Source organism: Rhizobium sp. P2_G9 (assembly GCF_056403475.1).
In genome coordinates this window covers 1-14,322 of the sequence record NZ_JBFUFK010000057.1, presented here as the reverse complement: position 1 = coordinate 14,322, position 14,322 = coordinate 1, and the positions used below count along the sequence as shown (strand labels likewise).

The following is a 14,322-nucleotide window of genomic DNA, read 5'->3' as shown; positions in this document are numbered from 1 at the left end:
CGATGGCCGAACTCACGCTGAAGGATGTGCGCAAGAGTTTTGGCGCACTCGAAGTCATCAAGGGCGTCAATCTCGAAGTGAAAGCTGGCGAATTCACCGTCTTCGTCGGTCCGTCCGGCTGCGGCAAATCGACCCTGCTGCGGATGATCGCCGGGCTCGAAGACGTAACATCCGGCCAACTCACGATCGGTGGCGCCGATGTCACCCATGCCGAGCCTTCCGAGCGCGGCATTGCCATGGTGTTCCAGTCCTATGCGCTCTATCCGCATTTGACGGTGGAGGAAAATATCGGTTTCGGCCTGTCGCTCGCCGGCCGGCCCAAGGCCGAGATCGCCGAAAAGGTCCGTGCCGTGGCGGAGTCGCTGCAGCTTACGCAACTGCTCGACCGCAAGCCCAAGGCGCTTTCGGGTGGCCAGCGCCAGCGCGTCGCCATCGGCCGGGCGATCATCCGCAACCCGAAAATCTTCCTGTTCGACGAGCCGCTTTCCAATCTCGATGCCTCGCTTCGGGCGCAGATGCGCATGGAGATCATCGAGTTGCACGACCGGCTGGGCGCAACGATGATCTACGTCACCCATGACCAGGTCGAAGCGATGACCATGGCCGACAAGATCGTCGTGCTCAACGGCGGCCGTATCGAGCAGATCGGCAGCCCGATGGAACTCTATGACAGGCCGAAGACCGCCTTCGTCGCCGGCTTCATCGGCAGCCCGAAGATGAATCTGTTCAGCGGTGCGATCGCTGAGGCGCGAGGCTGCAAGACCTATGGCATCCGGCCGGAACATGTCGCGCTGTCGCGCAGCGTAGGGGAGTGGAAAGGCCACATCACCCATATCGAACGGCTGGGCGCCGACGCTATCATTCATCTCGAAGCTGACGGTCTTGGATTATTGCTGGCACGGGACAGAGGCAATACCGACCTCAAGTCAGGCGATGTCGTCTGGGCTTCGCCGATGAAGGAGCACGAGCACCTCCTGGTGGATTGAAGTGGACATGCCGGAGAAGATGGACCTCATTGCCGAGATGGCGTTAGAAACCCTTCCGGGCCGCTGACGGCCTTTCACATCAGCCGTCAGTCGCTGTAGTGAGGACGACGGAAAGAGAAGCGCATGGCAAGTGAAGTTGCGATTTTCAACCTTGAGACGGGACATGTCAAAACCGTGCTCCGGACGGAGCGCCTGGTGGAGGCGCCCAACTGGACGTTGGACGGCAAGGCGCTGGTCATCAACGGTGACGGGCGGCTCTATCGGGTCGATCTCGGCAATCCGGGCATGGTCGAGATCGACACCGGCTTCGCAAAGGACTGCAATAACGACCACGGGATTTCCCCGGATGGGAAGACGCTCGTTATCAGTGACTCGACGGAAGCTGGCGCGAGCCGGGTCTATATCCTGCCTGCCGCCGGTGGAACGCCGCGGCTGGTGACGGAGAAGGCGCCGTCCTATTGGCACGGCTGGTCGCCGGACGGTGGGCGGCTGGCCTATGTTGCCAAGCGCGGCGAGACCTTTCAGGTCTTTACCTGCCCGGCGGCAGGCGGGGAGGAATTTCAGGTCACGCATGATTTCGACCATTGCGATGGCCCCGACTATACGCCGGACGGCCAATGGATCTGGTTCAATGGCGAGCGGCAGGGTGCGGTCGATCTCTGGCGTATTGYCCCGGATGGCGCTCGGCTTGAAAAAATGACGGACGACGATCGCGTCAACTGGTTTCCGCATCCCTCGCCGGACGGTCGGCATATTCTCTACCTGGCTTATAAGCCTGGGGTGAAAGGCCATCCGCGGGACGAGGATGTCGAGCTGCGGCTGCTGCCGGCCGAGGGTGGGCAGCCCAAGATGCTGCTGTCTCTCTTTGGAGGCCAGGGCACGATCAACGTGCCCTGCTGGGCGCCGGACGCAAAGCAATTCGCCTTCGTGCGCTATTGGCGATAGCGCGATCACGCCGAATAGAGAAATTCCGCTGTCGAATCTGATCGGCAGGATTTTCGTCCCGCCGATCATGTTCGTCGATGTCACCGCCGTTAGCCGATCAGATCCTCGATCCGGATCGGGAAGCGCCGGACACGAAATCCCGTCGCATGCCAGACCGCATTGGCGATGGCGCCGACAGTGCCGGTGATACCGATCTCGCCGACGCCCTTGATGCCGAGCGGGTTGACGTACGGGTCATGCTCGGGGATCAGGATCGCCTCGATCGATGGCACATCGGCATTGACGGGCACATGATATTCCGCCAGGTCGGCATTCATGATCCTGCCGGTGCTGCGGTCGGCGATCGCCTCTTCGTACAAAGCGAAGGAGGCACCCCAGATCATGCCGCCGAAATACTGGCTGCGGACGAGCCGGGGATTGACGATCCGCCCGGCAGCAAAGGCGCCGACAAGGCGTGTTGTCCGCACTTGTCCGAGGTCGGGGTCGACCTTCACCTCGGCGAAGACGGCCCCGTGTGAATACATGGCGTGCGCCGAAGCGGCTGCCGGGTCGCGGGCGGCTTTGGCGCTGCCAACGATGTCGGTGCGTCCGGCGCGTTTGAGGATTTCTGCGTAGCTTTCGCTGCGCGTTTCATCATCGCGCCGGTGGAGGCGGCCGTTGCGGGCGGTCACGCCGATATTGCCAGCGCCGAACAGTGGCGAGGCGGGATCGGCGAGTGCGATTTCCGAGAGCTGGGCGATGGCATCCTTGCCGGCATTGTTGAGCGCCAGGCCCGCACTTGCGGTGTGACCCGAACCACCGGCAATGCCGCCATCAGGCAATGTCGAAATGCCGGAATGGAATTCGACCTGGTCGGGATCGAGGCCGAGTGCTTCGGCTGCGATCTGCGCCAAAGCCGTCCAGGCGCCCTGGCCCATATCGGCACCGGCAGTTTCGACCAGCGCAGTGCCGTCGGCACGCAATGTGGCGCGCGCCGAAGCGGGGAAGTGCGGGCAGTGAAACACGGCGGTGCCCATGCCCCAACCGACGAGGAAGCCGTTGTCGTCGCGCATCTGGCGCGGCGCAAGCGGACGATCGGCCCAGCCAAAATGCTTGGCGCCTTCGGCATAGCATTCGCGTAGCGCCTTAGAGGAAAACGGCCTGCCGGTACCGGGCTCGGTTTCGGCGTAGTTGACGAGCCGGAAGTCGAGCGGATCCATGCCGCAGGCTTCAGCGGCCTCGTCCATCGCCACTTCGAGCGTCGCCGAACCCGAGGCCAGACCTGGCGCCCGCATCGGCCCGGGGGTGCCGATATCGAGCCGGATACCCTGGTGTTCCGTGAGGATGGCCGGGCTTGCATAGATTGGCTGCGAGGCGTTGGCGGCGCCTTCGAGAAATTCGTCGAAGCTCGATGTGGAGCTGAGAGAGCGGTGATGGAGCGCCGTCAGCCGGCCGTCGCCGTCCATGYCGAGGCGCAGTTTCTGCCAGGTTTGGCCCCGATGGCCGACGGGGCCGTACATCTGTCCCCGGGTGAGCGCCAGCTTTACCGGCCGCTTGAGCATGCGTGCGGCGATGATGGCGAGCATTTGCGGTCCGTTGAGGATCGCCTTCGAACCAAAGCCGCCGCCAAGGAAGGGCGAGCGGATCGTTACGTTTTCGGCCGGGATGCCGAAATAGGCAGCGTAGGAGGCGCAGCTCAGCGCCATGGCCTGGTTGGGCATGTCCAGCATCAACCGGTCGCCATCCCATTCGGCGACGACCGAATGGGGCTCCATGGCGTTGTGATATTGCGCTGGTGTAGAGTAATCCACTTCGATGCTGCGAGCAGCATTTGCCAGTCCGGCCTCGACATCACCAAAGGTTGTCCGTGGCGGCGAACCGATGCCAACGCCTGCGGGATCGAAATGCTGGCCATTGTCGAGCCCCGTACGGGCGCTTTCGACCGCGTATTGCGGATCGAGCAGGGCCGCGCCTTCGGTGGCGGTTTCCAGCGTTTCGGCGATCACCAAGGCGATCGGCTGGTTGACGTAGCGCACCGTGTCATCCTGCAGCACCTCGATGCGGAAGCCGAAGGGCGGCATTTTTTGGTCCGGATCATGCGCGAGCGGCGGCCGGTTTTCAGGGGTCAGCACCTCGACGACACCGGGATGGGCTTTGGCGGCAGCCACGTTGAGTGACGTGACGCGGCCGCGGGCAATCCGTGACACGGCGGTGACGGCATGGAGCATGCCGGCGGGATGGTTGTCGGCGGCATAGGTGGCGCGGCCGGTAACCTTGAGCACGCCGTCGCGGCGCGTCAGCGGCTGGCCGGAATTCGAGCCGTAGCGCGGGTTCTGTTGTGCGAGTGCGATGACTTCAGGCGGCATGGGTCGCTCCCGAAAAGGCTGAGAAGGGCGAGGCCGGCAGAGCGGGCATCGTGTCCGGCGTCCCTTCCGCTGCGAGGATCAGGGCGCGCCTGACAATGCGGCGCGCAAGTTCGATCTTGAAGGCGTTGTCGCCCGATGGTTTTGCCTCGGCGAGGGCCTGTTCGGCGGCTTTGGCGAAAGCATCCTCGCCCACTTCGACACCGGCAAGCACTTCCTCGGCCTGGCGGGCGCGCCATGGCTTTGCGGCGACGCCGCCGAGCGCGATGCGGGCGCTGCGGATGACGCCGTCCTCGATCCGTAGAGCAGCTGCCGCCGAGACGACAGCAAAGGCAAAAGAGGTGCGCTCGCGCAGTTTGAGATAGCGCGCGTTATCGGCAAATCCGGCTGCTGCCACGGGGATTCTCAGGCCGATAATCAGTTCACCGGCTTCCAGCGTTGTTTCCCGCTCCGGCGTTTCGCCGGGCAGAAGATGCAGAGATTCCACCGGAATCTCGCGAGTGCCGTTGGGGCCTTCCACTTCGGCGACGGCGTCGAACGCCACAAGCGGCACGCAGAAATCCGAAGGGTGGGTGGCGATGCAGTGTTCGCTCCAGCCAAGCACGGCGTGCAGACGGTTTTCTCCCTCGCGGGCGTCGCAGCCGGAACCGGGTACACGCCGATTGCAGGCGCTTGCCAGGTCCTGGAAATAGGCGCAGCGCGTGCGCTGCATCAGATTGCCGCCGACGGTGGCGGCATTGCGAAGCTGGGCCGATGCGCCCGACAGCAGCGCTTCGGCGATCGCGGGGAATGTACGCTGGAAGCGATCGTCGTAGGCGAGGTCGGAATTGCGGACGAGGGCGCCGATGCGGACGCTGCCGTCCTCGAGCCAGTCGATGCGGTCGAGGCCTGGAAGCTTGCTGATGTCGATCAGGCGTTCTGGGCGCGAGACGCCGATCTTCATCAGGTCGAGCTGGCTCGTGCCTGCGGCGAGAAAAGCCGATCCCGGTTCTCGCGCGGCGGCGATGGCATCCGCCACGCTTGCCGGCCGGATATAATCGAAGCGGTTCATGCGGCGCTCCTCTCATTGCTTTCCTCAAGCACAGCCTGCGCCTGCAGGACGGCTTCGGTGATGCCCTGATAGGCGGCGCAGCGACAGATATTGCCGCTCATCAGTTCGCGGATGCGCTCGGGATCGTCTCCGGCCTTGCCTTCGGCAATCAGACCGACGGCGCTCATGATCTGGCCCGGCGTACAGAAACCGCACTGGAACCCGTCGCAGGCGATGAAGGCAGCCTGCACCGGATGCAGCACGTCACCACTTGCCAAGCCTTCGATGGTGGTGACCTGTGCGCCGTCAAGGCTGGCGGCCAGGGTGAGGCAGGAATTGATCCGCCGTCCATCAACGAGTACAGTGCAGGCACCGCATTGGCCGCGATCGCAGCCTTTCTTGGTGCCCGTCAGATCAAGCCGCTCGCGCAGGAGATCGAGAAGCGTGACGCGCGGGTCATCGAGCGACAGCGCGTGCGACTGGCCATTGATGGTGAGGCTGATGGAGAGTGACATGGTGTGCTCCATTCAGGGATTGTGATGTATGGATCGTGGCTGCCGGTTCGGGGGGCAGCGGTTCGAGGCGGAAAGCCGATCGGTCGGCTAGGGTTTTCACCGGAAAAGGGCGCTCGTGGTTTCGCGGTGCACTATAATTATACGGAGGCATCCTCCGTTTATCAAGAGGGAACGATATTATTTCGACGATGCGAGACGAGGCTGGCACAACGACGCGCAAGATTCGCGCCGATTCGGTGCGTAACCGGGACAGATTGCTTGAAGCGGCGGCGCTGATTTTCAGCAGCGGCGGCTCGCAGGCCAGCCTCGAAGCGGTGGCCAAGCAAGCTGGTGTCGGCATAGGTACGCTCTATCGGCATTTTCCCACGCGCGATGCGCTTTTCGAAGCCGTCTACCGGCACGAAGTCGACCTTCTCGGAGATCTGGCTGAGGCGCTCGCACGCGATAGCGATCCGGTCGAGGCACTGAGGAACTGGCTGCATGCCAATGTGCGCCTGGTTGCTACGAAGAAGGGCATGATCGAGGCGCTGCAGCTTGCCGCGCATGGCTCTTCCGAACTGAAGGCTTACTCTTCCGAACGGATGATGGCGGCGATCCGCCTTCTGCTCGATCGGGCGGTCGCGGCCGGAATGATCCGCGCCGACGTGCCGCCGGAAGATCTTTTTCGCGCCATTGTCGGGATTTTCTATTCATCCCAGGGAACTGCGGGATGGCAGGCAAATGCGTTCCGCCTCGCTGACGTGTTTGTCGACGGATTGCGTATCCGCGGAATGTAAGCCGGCTAATGGCTTCTGCCAGGCTGACGCGCCCGGCCTGCGTTCAATGATAGGTCGGGGGACCCAGCATCTGGTGGGCGATCATCTGCAGTTCCGGCGAGCTTTCCGTCATGCTGTAGGTCATCAGTCGTTTCGGTAGAGCCAGTAGGTCGTCTGTATCGGTGAAGGTGAAGGGGATGCCGAGCGTGGCCAGCGCGTCGGCGATTGCCGCGGAACTGGCATGGTCGAGATGGTGGTCGAAAATGGCAGCGCCGATATCGGAGCCTTGCAATATCGCGATCGTCTGCTCGGTCAGGCTCATCTTGGCTGCCGAAGCATCTGGGTTGAGGTCCATGACGATTTTCAGCTCTTCGACAAAGTCATCCTGCACGACGAGGATGCGTCCATTCTTGAGGTCCGATTGTTCAAACATGGCGTTTCTCCTGCCCGATCAACCGCGAAGACGGCATCAAGGTTCCGCGATGCGCGGTACGGCTGTCGCCAACACGCGAATTTGATCTCTATTGGACCGCCCGGCCGGCAAAGCGGCAGGGCAGGATGATTGCCGCAGGAAACACGCTCGAACAGCCGCGGGAGAAATAGCATTTGATCGTTTCGCGGCACGCGCCGGGAACTCCAGGCCTCCCGGTGGATTGAATAAGGGCATTTCACCAGAGCAGACCTATGAGCGACCAGACAAGTGAGCCTGTTGCAAACGCTGAGGCAGAGCACGGCAGGGGGCGGCACGCCACCGGCCCGCGCCAGATCCCGATACGGGGCTGGAAGGATGTGCTTTGGCGAACCGCCTCCGAAGTGGTCGAGGATCGGGTCACGCTGATTGGTGCCGGTGTCACTTATTACCTCCTGCTTGCTTCGTTTCCCGCGCTCGGCGTGCTCGTCAGTCTCTACGGCTTCGTGTTCAATCCCGCAGATCTCGGCAAGCAAATCGGCTTTTTGTCTATGGTCCTGCCGCCAGGCGCATTCGATCTCGTGCTCGGGCAACTTTCCACCTTGACCTCGCAGAAGGCGTCGACATTGAGCATCGCCTTCCTGATCAGCTTTGCCGTTGCGCTGTGGAGCGCCAATAACGGTGTGAAGGCGCTGTTCGACGCGATGAATGTCGCTTATGGCGAGGAAGAGAAGCGGAGCTTCGTCAAGCTCAACCTGCTTTCGCTCGGCTTTACCCTCGGAACGATTGTGCTCGCCGTGGTCCTGATCGCCGCTATCGGTGTCGTCCCGGCGCTGTTCGCGCTTCTGAGCCTGGACAGCTGGGCGGAGATGTTTGCCGCGGTGGCTCGCTGGCCGGTCGTGCTCGTCATCGTCTGGGCGGCAACGATCGTCATCTATCGTTTCGGACCGAGCCGGGAGAAGGCCAAATTGCGCTGGCTGAGCTGGGGCGCCGGGATCAGCGCTGTCGTCTGGATGGTGACCTCGATCGCGTTTTCCTACTATCTGCAGAATTTCGGCCATTACAACATCACCTATGGCACGTTGGGTGCACTGATCGGCTTCATGGTCTGGACGTGGATCTCGGTTTGCATCCTGATCGTCGGTGCAGAACTCGATGCCGAGCTCGAACATCAGACGCTCTGCGATTCGACGACGGGTCCGCCATTGCCGATCGGCGAGCGGGGTGCGGTCATGGCCGATACGGTGGGCAAAGCCACCGATTGAGCCGCGGTCAATCTTATATCCTTGGTGTCGGTTGACGGCGCTGGACGCCTTTCATCGGAGAAAAATCGTGCTAGGTTTGCGGTGGCGCAAGCTTGTGCGCCGCAAAGATCCTCACTCTCCGATAGCGATGGCGAATGAATTTTTTCGAGAGCCTTCTTATCTTATTGCTGAGCGCCGTCCTGCTGCTGCAGGTGGCGCGCAAACTTAAGCTGCCTTATCCGTCGATGCTGGCCATGGCCGGCGTGGTCTTCGCATTGGTTCCAGGCGCTCCGCATTTCTCCTTCGATCCGCGCATTGCGCTGGCATTGTTCATTGCGCCGGCGCTGATGGATGCCGCCTTTGATTTTCCGCTCGGTACGGCACGGCGTTTCTGGCTGCCATTGGTGGTCTATGCCATCGGCGGCGTCGTGGTCACCACTGCGGCTGTGGCCTATGCAGGCTGGGCTCTCGCCGGGTTGCCGCTGGCGGCGGCCGTGGTGCTCGGCGCGATCGTCGCACCGCCGGATGCTGTGGCGGCAACGGCGATCCTCTCTTCCATGGCCGTGCCGCGCAACACCGATACCGTGTTGCGCGGCGAGAGCCTGTTCAACGATGCGGCAGCGCTTCTGATTTTCGGTGCGGCGCTGGCGATCCAGTCGGCGGGCGGCATTGATACTTCCGTCTCGCTGCATCTTGCCGCTGCTATCCCCGGCGGTATTCTTCTCGGCATCGCCGCCGCCATGATCATGGGACGGTTGAGCGGCTATCTCGCCGATTCACTCGGCGGCAACCTGCTGCAATTCGTCCAGACCTACCTGCTCTGGATCATTGCCGAACATCTCGGTTTCTCACCCGTGCTCGCGGTCGTCACCTGCGCCATGTCCATTGCCAGACAGGGCGGCATGACGTCGGCGCGCATGCGCGTCCAGTCCTACGCCGTCTGGACGGCGGTGGTGTTCGTGCTCAACGTCGTCGCCTTCCTGATGATGGGCATGCAGGTGCGCGAGATCGTCGGGGGCATGAGCGGCGACCATTTCAGGCAGGCGATGATCTTCGCAGCACTCGTGGTTATGATCGTCATCGCGGCCCGCTTCGTCGTCTGCATCGGCTTCAATCGGATCTATAGCGCCATTGCCAGGCGGCGGGGTCGGCCCCAGCGGGCTACGCTGCAACAGTCTGTCTTGGCGAGCTGGTGCGGCATGCGCGGGCTGGTCACGCTGGCGACGGCCTTTGCCCTGCCGGGAAATTTTCCGCAGCGCGACATTGTCGTCCTGGCCGCCTTCGCCGTGGTCATTGCCACGTTGGTGCTTCAGGGGCTGACATTGTCGCCGTTGATCCGCTGGTTGGGGCTGGAGTCACACGACGGCAGCCGCGAGCTTGAAGTCTTGCGTGGCGAGCTCGCATCGGCGGCTTTGTCGAAGCTCGACGGTATCGATCTCGCGGAGGCCGAATTGCTGCGCGCCACGTTCCGGCTCGAGCACACGGCGATCCGTGAACCGGGCGAGAGCCTGCCGTTCCAGAAATATCGCAAGCTCGCGCTCAAGGCGGTGGCGGCGCAGAGGGCGATGCTGGAACAGCTCCGCGCCGACAATCGCGTCACGATCGATGAATACAATCTCCTGCTAGAGGAGATCGACTGGCGTGAACTCACCGTCCTGCCGGTGGAGGCGCGGCGCATCGAGGAGACGTCGTAGCGCGCCTGCCTCAGTGTTGAGCGTTTGCCGGCGAGACCAGTCTTATCCAAGGCGTCAAGTGAAAGGCGCTCATCAGCAGATACATCATCGCCATGCCGGTCAGGGGAAAGGTCCCCTGACCGGCGGAGCACATCATCATCGACGCGTCGCCACCGAGTTGCGTTGCCACGGTCATGGCGATGAAGGTCGGCGCTGCCGCGAGGGAGAGCCAGTCAGCGAGGCGGAGGTCGCCGATCCGTCGTCCGGCGGAGACGACGGACGCCTTGCCCTCGGGCAGCGCAGAGCGGGAACACGTCGAGAGATCCGGCATGGAAATCACTCCCTGCCGTAGCTGTCGTGGTGGCGCCACCAGATGCCTTGCTCGTTGCGTCCCTTGGGTGCGCGGTCGAGCCACTGATACATGCCCCAGACGCCGTCCAGTCCACGCGCATAGCTGGAGTAGCCATGATAGATGTCGCCGTCTTCGATGACGAAGGTGCTGAGGCCGGGCCGGTCGCGCGTATAAGTCGCGAGGTCGGTGCCGGTCATAGCAGCCATCTGTTCGGCCGGGCTTTCCTCGCCGCGCTCTTTCCATTCCTTCATGGTGCCGCCGGAGCTCATCCCGGCCATCGCCGGCTCGAGACGGAAATTATATTCGATGCCGCCGTCGCGCTGCTGCTCCGGCGTGAACCAGACATTGAAGTCATTGTTGAAATCGCTTTCGCCGGACGAGGCCCAGGAAAAGTCCCAACCCATGCGCTGCTTGAATTCCCTGAGTTTCGCCAGCGGCGCGCGCGATACCGCGGTGAAGGCGACGTCATGGTTTTCGAGATGCACAGTAATGCCGTTGAAGCCGTCGGCGATCGACGAACAGGACGGGCAGCCGGCGGTATAGTCGGTGCCGAACATGAAGTGGTAGATCAGAAGCTGCGAGCGACCCTTGAACAGGTCGCGGAGCGTTGCCTTGCCCTGTTCGGTGTCGAAGCGATAGTCCTTCTCGATCTTCACCCAGGGCAGATCCTGCCGCCGCTGGGCGATCGCATCGCTTTGCCGGGTCAGTTCCTTCTCGGCGGCGAGCAGGTCGATCCGTGCTGCGAGCCATTCTTCGCGTGAGCCGGTGAGGTGCATTGCCATTGAACTCTTCCTCTACTTCTCTTGCGCCACCATATCCCGGCGGCATGTTGCTTGCTTGCGAGGAGTAAATTAGCCTCGGATGCCAAGAGGGTGGGAGTTACAAGTGTGACGGGATTTCTATGGATTCGCTGATCAACGCCGCGGCGCGGTCACTCGCGACAGGCGATCCGCTCGGGGCGCTCAAGCGCATTGCCCTGCGCGAAGACGCGCCCGCGCTGGCGCTGCGCGGCATCGCCATGGCCCAGCTCGGCGATTTTCCACGCGCCAAGGCACTGCTCAAATCGGCGGCCAAGGCGTTCGGGCCAAGGGAAGCAGTGGCGCGGGCGCGTTGTGTCGTGGCCGAGGCCGAGATTGCACTGGTGTCGCGCGATCTTGCCTGGCCGGCCAGGACGCTCGAAGCGGCGCGGGCGACGCTGCAGGCGCATGGCGATGCGGTCAATGCCGCTTATGCCGGCAATCTCGAAGTGCGGCGCCTGCTGCTGATCGGACGGCTGGAGCATGCGGAGCGCCTGCTGGCCGACCTTGATCCCGCGCCATTGCCGCCAGCCTCGAGGGCCGCTCATTGGCTGGCCGTCGCGGGACTGGCGATACGCCGCCTGAAGACGAGAGCGGCGCGGACGGCTTTCGCCGATGCGCTCGCTGCGGCGCGGCAGGCGGGGATTCCGGCGCTGGCGGCGGAAATCGAGGGCGCGGCGGCCGTTCTTGCGGTGCCAGCTGCGCGTCTGGTCGGGCGCGACGGCGAGCGTCCGATCTTGCTCGAAGAGGTCGAGGCTCTGTTCGACTCGGATGTCCTCGTCGTGGATGCGTGTCGCAATGCCGTTCGGCAGGGGGGCAGCATCGTGCCGCTCGCAAGCCGGCCGGTGCTGTTTGCGCTGGCACGCAGTCTGGCGCAGGCATGGCCGGGCGACGTACCGCGGAGCGTGCTGATCGCCCAAGCGTTCCGGGCAAAATATGCCGATGAATCGCACCGCGCGCGTCTTCGGGTGGAGATCGGGCGGTTGCGCGTTGCGCTGCAGTCGATTGCCGACATCCGCGCCACGCGCGAGGGGTTTGCGCTGTCGCCGCATCATGCGCGGCAGATCGTCGTGCTGGCGCCGCCGGTCGAGGAGGACCATGCCGCCCTGCTTGCCTTTCTGGCGGATGGCGAGGCTTGGTCGAGTTCGGCGCTGGCGATTGCGCTCGAAACCAGTCCGCGGACGATCCAGCGGGCACTCGACCAACTCCTGGCGGCTGGTAAAGTGCAGTGCTTCGGTCGCGGGCCGGCGCGTCGCTGGATGATGCCGCCGATCACCGGCTTCCCGACAACTTTGTTACTCCCCGGCCCGCTGCCGGTGGGGTAGGATGAAGGGCGTTTGAACAGGGATAGGCGAATGAAGAAATCCCGGGCTGAAATCCTGCATGAATACGGACCTTTCGACGGCACGCCGCGCGTCAATGGCGTCACATTCGACGGCGAGCGCATCTGGTACGCTGCCGGCGACAAGCTGCATGCTTTCGATCCCGATAGTGGCGAAGAGCAGCAATCGATCGATGTCGCCTCGCATGCGGGGACAGCCTTCGATGGCCGCCACCTTTTCCAGATCGCCGAGGATCGCATTCTCAAGATCGATCCGAAAAATGGCGATGTCCTCGCCTCGATCCCCGCACCGGGAGAGGGTGGCGATTCAGGCCTGACCTGGGCCGAAGGGTCACTTTGGGTCGGCCATTATCGGGCGAAAAAGATTCACCAGATCGACCCGGACACCGGTGCCATCCTGCGCAGTATCGAAACCAGCCGTTACGTCACCGGCGTGACCTGGGCCGGCGAGGAGCTCTGGCACGGCACCTGGGAGGAAGAGGAAAGCGACCTTCGCCGCATCGATCCCGTCAGCGGCAAGCTGCTTGAAGTGCTGGAAATGCCTACCGGCACCGGTGTTTCAGGGCTGGAATCCGATGGCCGCGACCGGTTCTTCTGCGGCGGCGGAAGCAGCGGCAAAGTTCGCGTCGTGCGCCGGCCGGGTTAACTGTCACAGCTTTTTGTCTGAGGCGAAACGCCGCTCGAAGCGCCGAGATGGCTTCGTCAAGTGAGACGATGACGAAGAAGGAGCGCGTCCAGTGTCTCGGCCACCTTCTTTGTCCAGTCGGCACTCTCTCTCAGTGTCGCGGGGAAAAGGCCGGGAAGCCTGAAAAGTGCGTTTGAGATCGCATCGCCGGTGCGAGGTACTTCGGCCAGCAATGCGACAATCTCGGCGGAGCGGGGATCGCGTAGATCATACGCCGCTCCGTTCCGATCGATGCCGATGACATAGCGCATCCAGGCCGCGACGGCGATGGCGAACGTTTCAGCTCCATTGCCAGCGGCCAGTGCGACAGCGGCAGGTTCCAGCAGGCGCTGCGGCAGTTTTTGCGTGCCGTCCATAGCGATCTGGTAGGTGCTGTGGGCGATTGCCTTGTTGGCGAAGCGATCGAAAAGCTGATCGGCATAGGCGGCGAAGTCGATGCCGGGCAGGGGATCGAGAGTGATGGCGGCCGCGGCCATATGACGCCGCGCCAGCGAGGCCAGAGCCGCATCGTCCATGACGTCGCGGATGTACTCGAAACCACCAATGAAGCCGAGATAGGCGAGCAGCGAATGCGCGCCGTTGAGCATACGCAGCTTCATTTTTTCATAGGGCGCAACGTCGGCGACCATGAGTGCGCCAGCCTTCTCCCATGCCGGGCGGCCGTTCGCGAAATTATCCTCGATCACCCATTGGGCAAATGGTTCGGTCTCGACCGCGGCGAGATCGGTGTGGCCGGTCAGCCGTTTTGCATTGGCATAGGTGGCCTCGGTGCTGGCCGGCGTGATGCGATCGACCATGGTCGATGGGAAAGGCACGTTTTCCGCGATCCAGTCATGCAGCGAAGGATCGATACGCGCCGCGAAATCGAGCACGAGCCGGCGAAGCACGCGGCCGTTGGCCGGCAGGTTGTCGCAGCTCAGTGGCGTGAATGGGGCAACGCCTTTCGCCCGTCGACGCGCGAGACCTTCCACGAGATAGCCGACAGCGCTGCGCGGTGCGTGCTGGTCGGCGAGATCATGCGCGATATCGGGATGCGCGACATCGAGGCCGCCGGTGGCGGCGTCCAGTCCATAGGCTTTCTCGGTCACCGTCAGGCTGACGACGCGGATCGCTGGATCTTCCAGCCGAGCGAGAAGAGCGGTGGGATCGCGGGAAGCGGCATGCGCCTTGAGGATGGCGCCGATCACCTCGGCCGCCGTCCCCGCAGTATCGCGGATGAGCAGCGTGTAGAGGCAGCGTGTAGAGGC

The 14,322-nt window shown here is 63.1% G+C and carries 14 protein-coding genes; 7 read left to right on the top strand and 7 right to left on the bottom strand.

Annotated elements, in window-relative coordinates; translation table 11 throughout:
* Window positions 1–2 precede the first annotated feature (2 nt).
* A complete protein-coding gene (locus AC1DYF_RS34285) occupies window positions 3–986 on the top strand; it encodes an ABC transporter ATP-binding protein (RefSeq protein WP_477882583.1) in 984 nt (327 codons plus the stop codon).
* Window positions 987–1,109: 123 nt separating this feature from the next.
* On the top strand, window positions 1,110–1,931 hold the full coding sequence (locus AC1DYF_RS34280; RefSeq protein ID WP_477882581.1) for a TolB family protein: 822 nt from the start codon (window positions 1,110–1,112) through the stop codon (window positions 1,929–1,931).
* Between the two features lie 89 nt (window positions 1,932–2,020).
* On the opposite strand, the gene AC1DYF_RS34275 is transcribed toward AC1DYF_RS34280, so the two are convergent.
* The 3 genes from AC1DYF_RS34275 to AC1DYF_RS34265 are packed head-to-tail and all read right to left on the bottom strand — an operon-like array spanning window position 2,021 to window position 5,818.
* Complete coding sequence (locus AC1DYF_RS34275; protein WP_477882579.1) at window positions 2,021–4,276, bottom strand: xanthine dehydrogenase family protein molybdopterin-binding subunit; 2,256 nt, start codon at window positions 4,274–4,276, stop codon at window positions 2,021–2,023.
* Window positions 4,266–5,324: an FAD binding domain-containing protein gene (locus AC1DYF_RS34270; protein WP_477882577.1), complete on the bottom strand. Its 1,059-nt coding sequence runs from the start codon at window positions 5,322–5,324 to the stop codon at window positions 4,266–4,268. The genes AC1DYF_RS34275 and AC1DYF_RS34270 overlap by 11 nt, the downstream gene beginning before the upstream one ends.
* Window positions 5,321–5,818 (bottom strand): (2Fe-2S)-binding protein, encoded by a 498-nt coding sequence (locus AC1DYF_RS34265; RefSeq protein ID WP_477882575.1) that lies wholly within the window; start codon window positions 5,816–5,818, stop codon window positions 5,321–5,323. The genes AC1DYF_RS34270 and AC1DYF_RS34265 overlap by 4 nt, the downstream gene beginning before the upstream one ends.
* A gap of 188 nt (window positions 5,819–6,006) precedes the next feature.
* On the opposite strand from AC1DYF_RS34265, the gene AC1DYF_RS34260 reads away from it, so the two are divergent.
* The gene (locus AC1DYF_RS34260) at window positions 6,007–6,594 is read left to right on the top strand and encodes a TetR/AcrR family transcriptional regulator (protein WP_477882573.1); all 588 of its coding nucleotides are present in this window, start codon (window positions 6,007–6,009) and stop codon (window positions 6,592–6,594) included.
* A gap of 43 nt (window positions 6,595–6,637) precedes the next feature.
* Here AC1DYF_RS34260 and AC1DYF_RS34255 read toward each other — a convergent pair whose 3' ends face one another.
* Window positions 6,638–7,006, bottom strand: a complete 369-nt coding sequence (locus AC1DYF_RS34255) for a response regulator (RefSeq protein WP_477882571.1) — start codon at window positions 7,004–7,006, stop codon at window positions 6,638–6,640.
* A 251-nt stretch (window positions 7,007–7,257) separates the two neighbouring features.
* Here AC1DYF_RS34255 and AC1DYF_RS34250 point away from each other — a divergent pair, with 251 nt between their 5' ends.
* Both AC1DYF_RS34250 and AC1DYF_RS34245 read left to right on the top strand, forming a co-directional pair.
* Window positions 7,258–8,247 carry a YihY/virulence factor BrkB family protein gene (locus AC1DYF_RS34250; RefSeq protein WP_477882569.1) on the top strand — a complete coding sequence of 330 codons (990 nt, stop codon included), beginning with the start codon at window positions 7,258–7,260 and terminating at the stop codon, window positions 8,245–8,247.
* Window positions 8,248–8,381: 134 nt separating this feature from the next.
* Window positions 8,382–9,920, top strand: a complete 1,539-nt coding sequence (locus AC1DYF_RS34245) for a cation:proton antiporter (protein ID WP_477882567.1) — start codon at window positions 8,382–8,384, stop codon at window positions 9,918–9,920.
* Window positions 9,921–9,930: 10 nt separating this feature from the next.
* On the opposite strand, the gene AC1DYF_RS34240 is transcribed toward AC1DYF_RS34245, so the two are convergent.
* Together AC1DYF_RS34240 and AC1DYF_RS34235 are read right to left on the bottom strand one after the other, a co-directional pair.
* Window positions 9,931–10,230 carry a hypothetical protein gene (locus AC1DYF_RS34240; RefSeq protein WP_477882565.1) on the bottom strand — a complete coding sequence of 100 codons (300 nt, stop codon included), beginning with the start codon at window positions 10,228–10,230 and terminating at the stop codon, window positions 9,931–9,933.
* Window positions 10,231–10,235: 5 nt separating this feature from the next.
* Window positions 10,236–11,033: a DUF899 domain-containing protein gene (locus tag AC1DYF_RS34235; RefSeq protein ID WP_477882563.1), complete on the bottom strand. Its 798-nt coding sequence runs from the start codon at window positions 11,031–11,033 to the stop codon at window positions 10,236–10,238.
* Window positions 11,034–11,152: 119 nt separating this feature from the next.
* On the opposite strand from AC1DYF_RS34235, the gene AC1DYF_RS34230 reads away from it, so the two are divergent.
* The gene (locus tag AC1DYF_RS34230) at window positions 11,153–12,373 is read left to right on the top strand and encodes a helix-turn-helix domain-containing protein (protein ID WP_477882561.1); all 1,221 of its coding nucleotides are present in this window, start codon (window positions 11,153–11,155) and stop codon (window positions 12,371–12,373) included.
* Between the two features lie 30 nt (window positions 12,374–12,403).
* On the top strand, window positions 12,404–13,036 hold the full coding sequence (locus tag AC1DYF_RS34225) for a Vgb family protein (RefSeq protein WP_477882559.1): 633 nt from the start codon (window positions 12,404–12,406) through the stop codon (window positions 13,034–13,036).
* A 56-nt stretch (window positions 13,037–13,092) separates the two neighbouring features.
* On the opposite strand, the gene AC1DYF_RS34220 is transcribed toward AC1DYF_RS34225, so the two are convergent.
* On the bottom strand, window positions 13,093–14,322 hold a 1,230-nt coding region (locus AC1DYF_RS34220; protein WP_477882557.1), incomplete at its 5' end, for a mannitol dehydrogenase family protein.

Bases quoted from the DNA above. Each gene is read 5' to 3' on its own strand.
- AC1DYF_RS34285 (WP_477882583.1), top strand. From the start codon at position 3: ATGGCCGAACTCACGCTGAAGGATGTGCGCAAGAGTTTTGGCGCACTC.
- AC1DYF_RS34270 (WP_477882577.1), bottom strand. From the start codon at position 5,324: ATGAACCGCTTCGATTATATCCGGCCGGCAAGCGTGGCGGATGCCATC.
- AC1DYF_RS34265 (WP_477882575.1), bottom strand. From the start codon at position 5,818: ATGTCACTCTCCATCAGCCTCACCATCAATGGCCAGTCGCACGCGCTG.
- AC1DYF_RS34260 (WP_477882573.1), top strand. From the start codon at position 6,007: ATGCGAGACGAGGCTGGCACAACGACGCGCAAGATTCGCGCCGATTCG.
- AC1DYF_RS34255 (WP_477882571.1), bottom strand. From the start codon at position 7,006: ATGTTTGAACAATCGGACCTCAAGAATGGACGCATCCTCGTCGTGCAG.
- AC1DYF_RS34250 (WP_477882569.1), top strand. From the start codon at position 7,258: ATGAGCGACCAGACAAGTGAGCCTGTTGCAAACGCTGAGGCAGAGCAC.
- AC1DYF_RS34245 (WP_477882567.1), top strand. From the start codon at position 8,382: ATGAATTTTTTCGAGAGCCTTCTTATCTTATTGCTGAGCGCCGTCCTG.
- AC1DYF_RS34240 (WP_477882565.1), bottom strand. From the start codon at position 10,230: ATGCCGGATCTCTCGACGTGTTCCCGCTCTGCGCTGCCCGAGGGCAAG.
- AC1DYF_RS34235 (WP_477882563.1), bottom strand. From the start codon at position 11,033: ATGGCAATGCACCTCACCGGCTCACGCGAAGAATGGCTCGCAGCACGG.
- AC1DYF_RS34230 (WP_477882561.1), top strand. From the start codon at position 11,153: ATGGATTCGCTGATCAACGCCGCGGCGCGGTCACTCGCGACAGGCGAT.
- AC1DYF_RS34225 (WP_477882559.1), top strand. From the start codon at position 12,404: ATGAAGAAATCCCGGGCTGAAATCCTGCATGAATACGGACCTTTCGAC.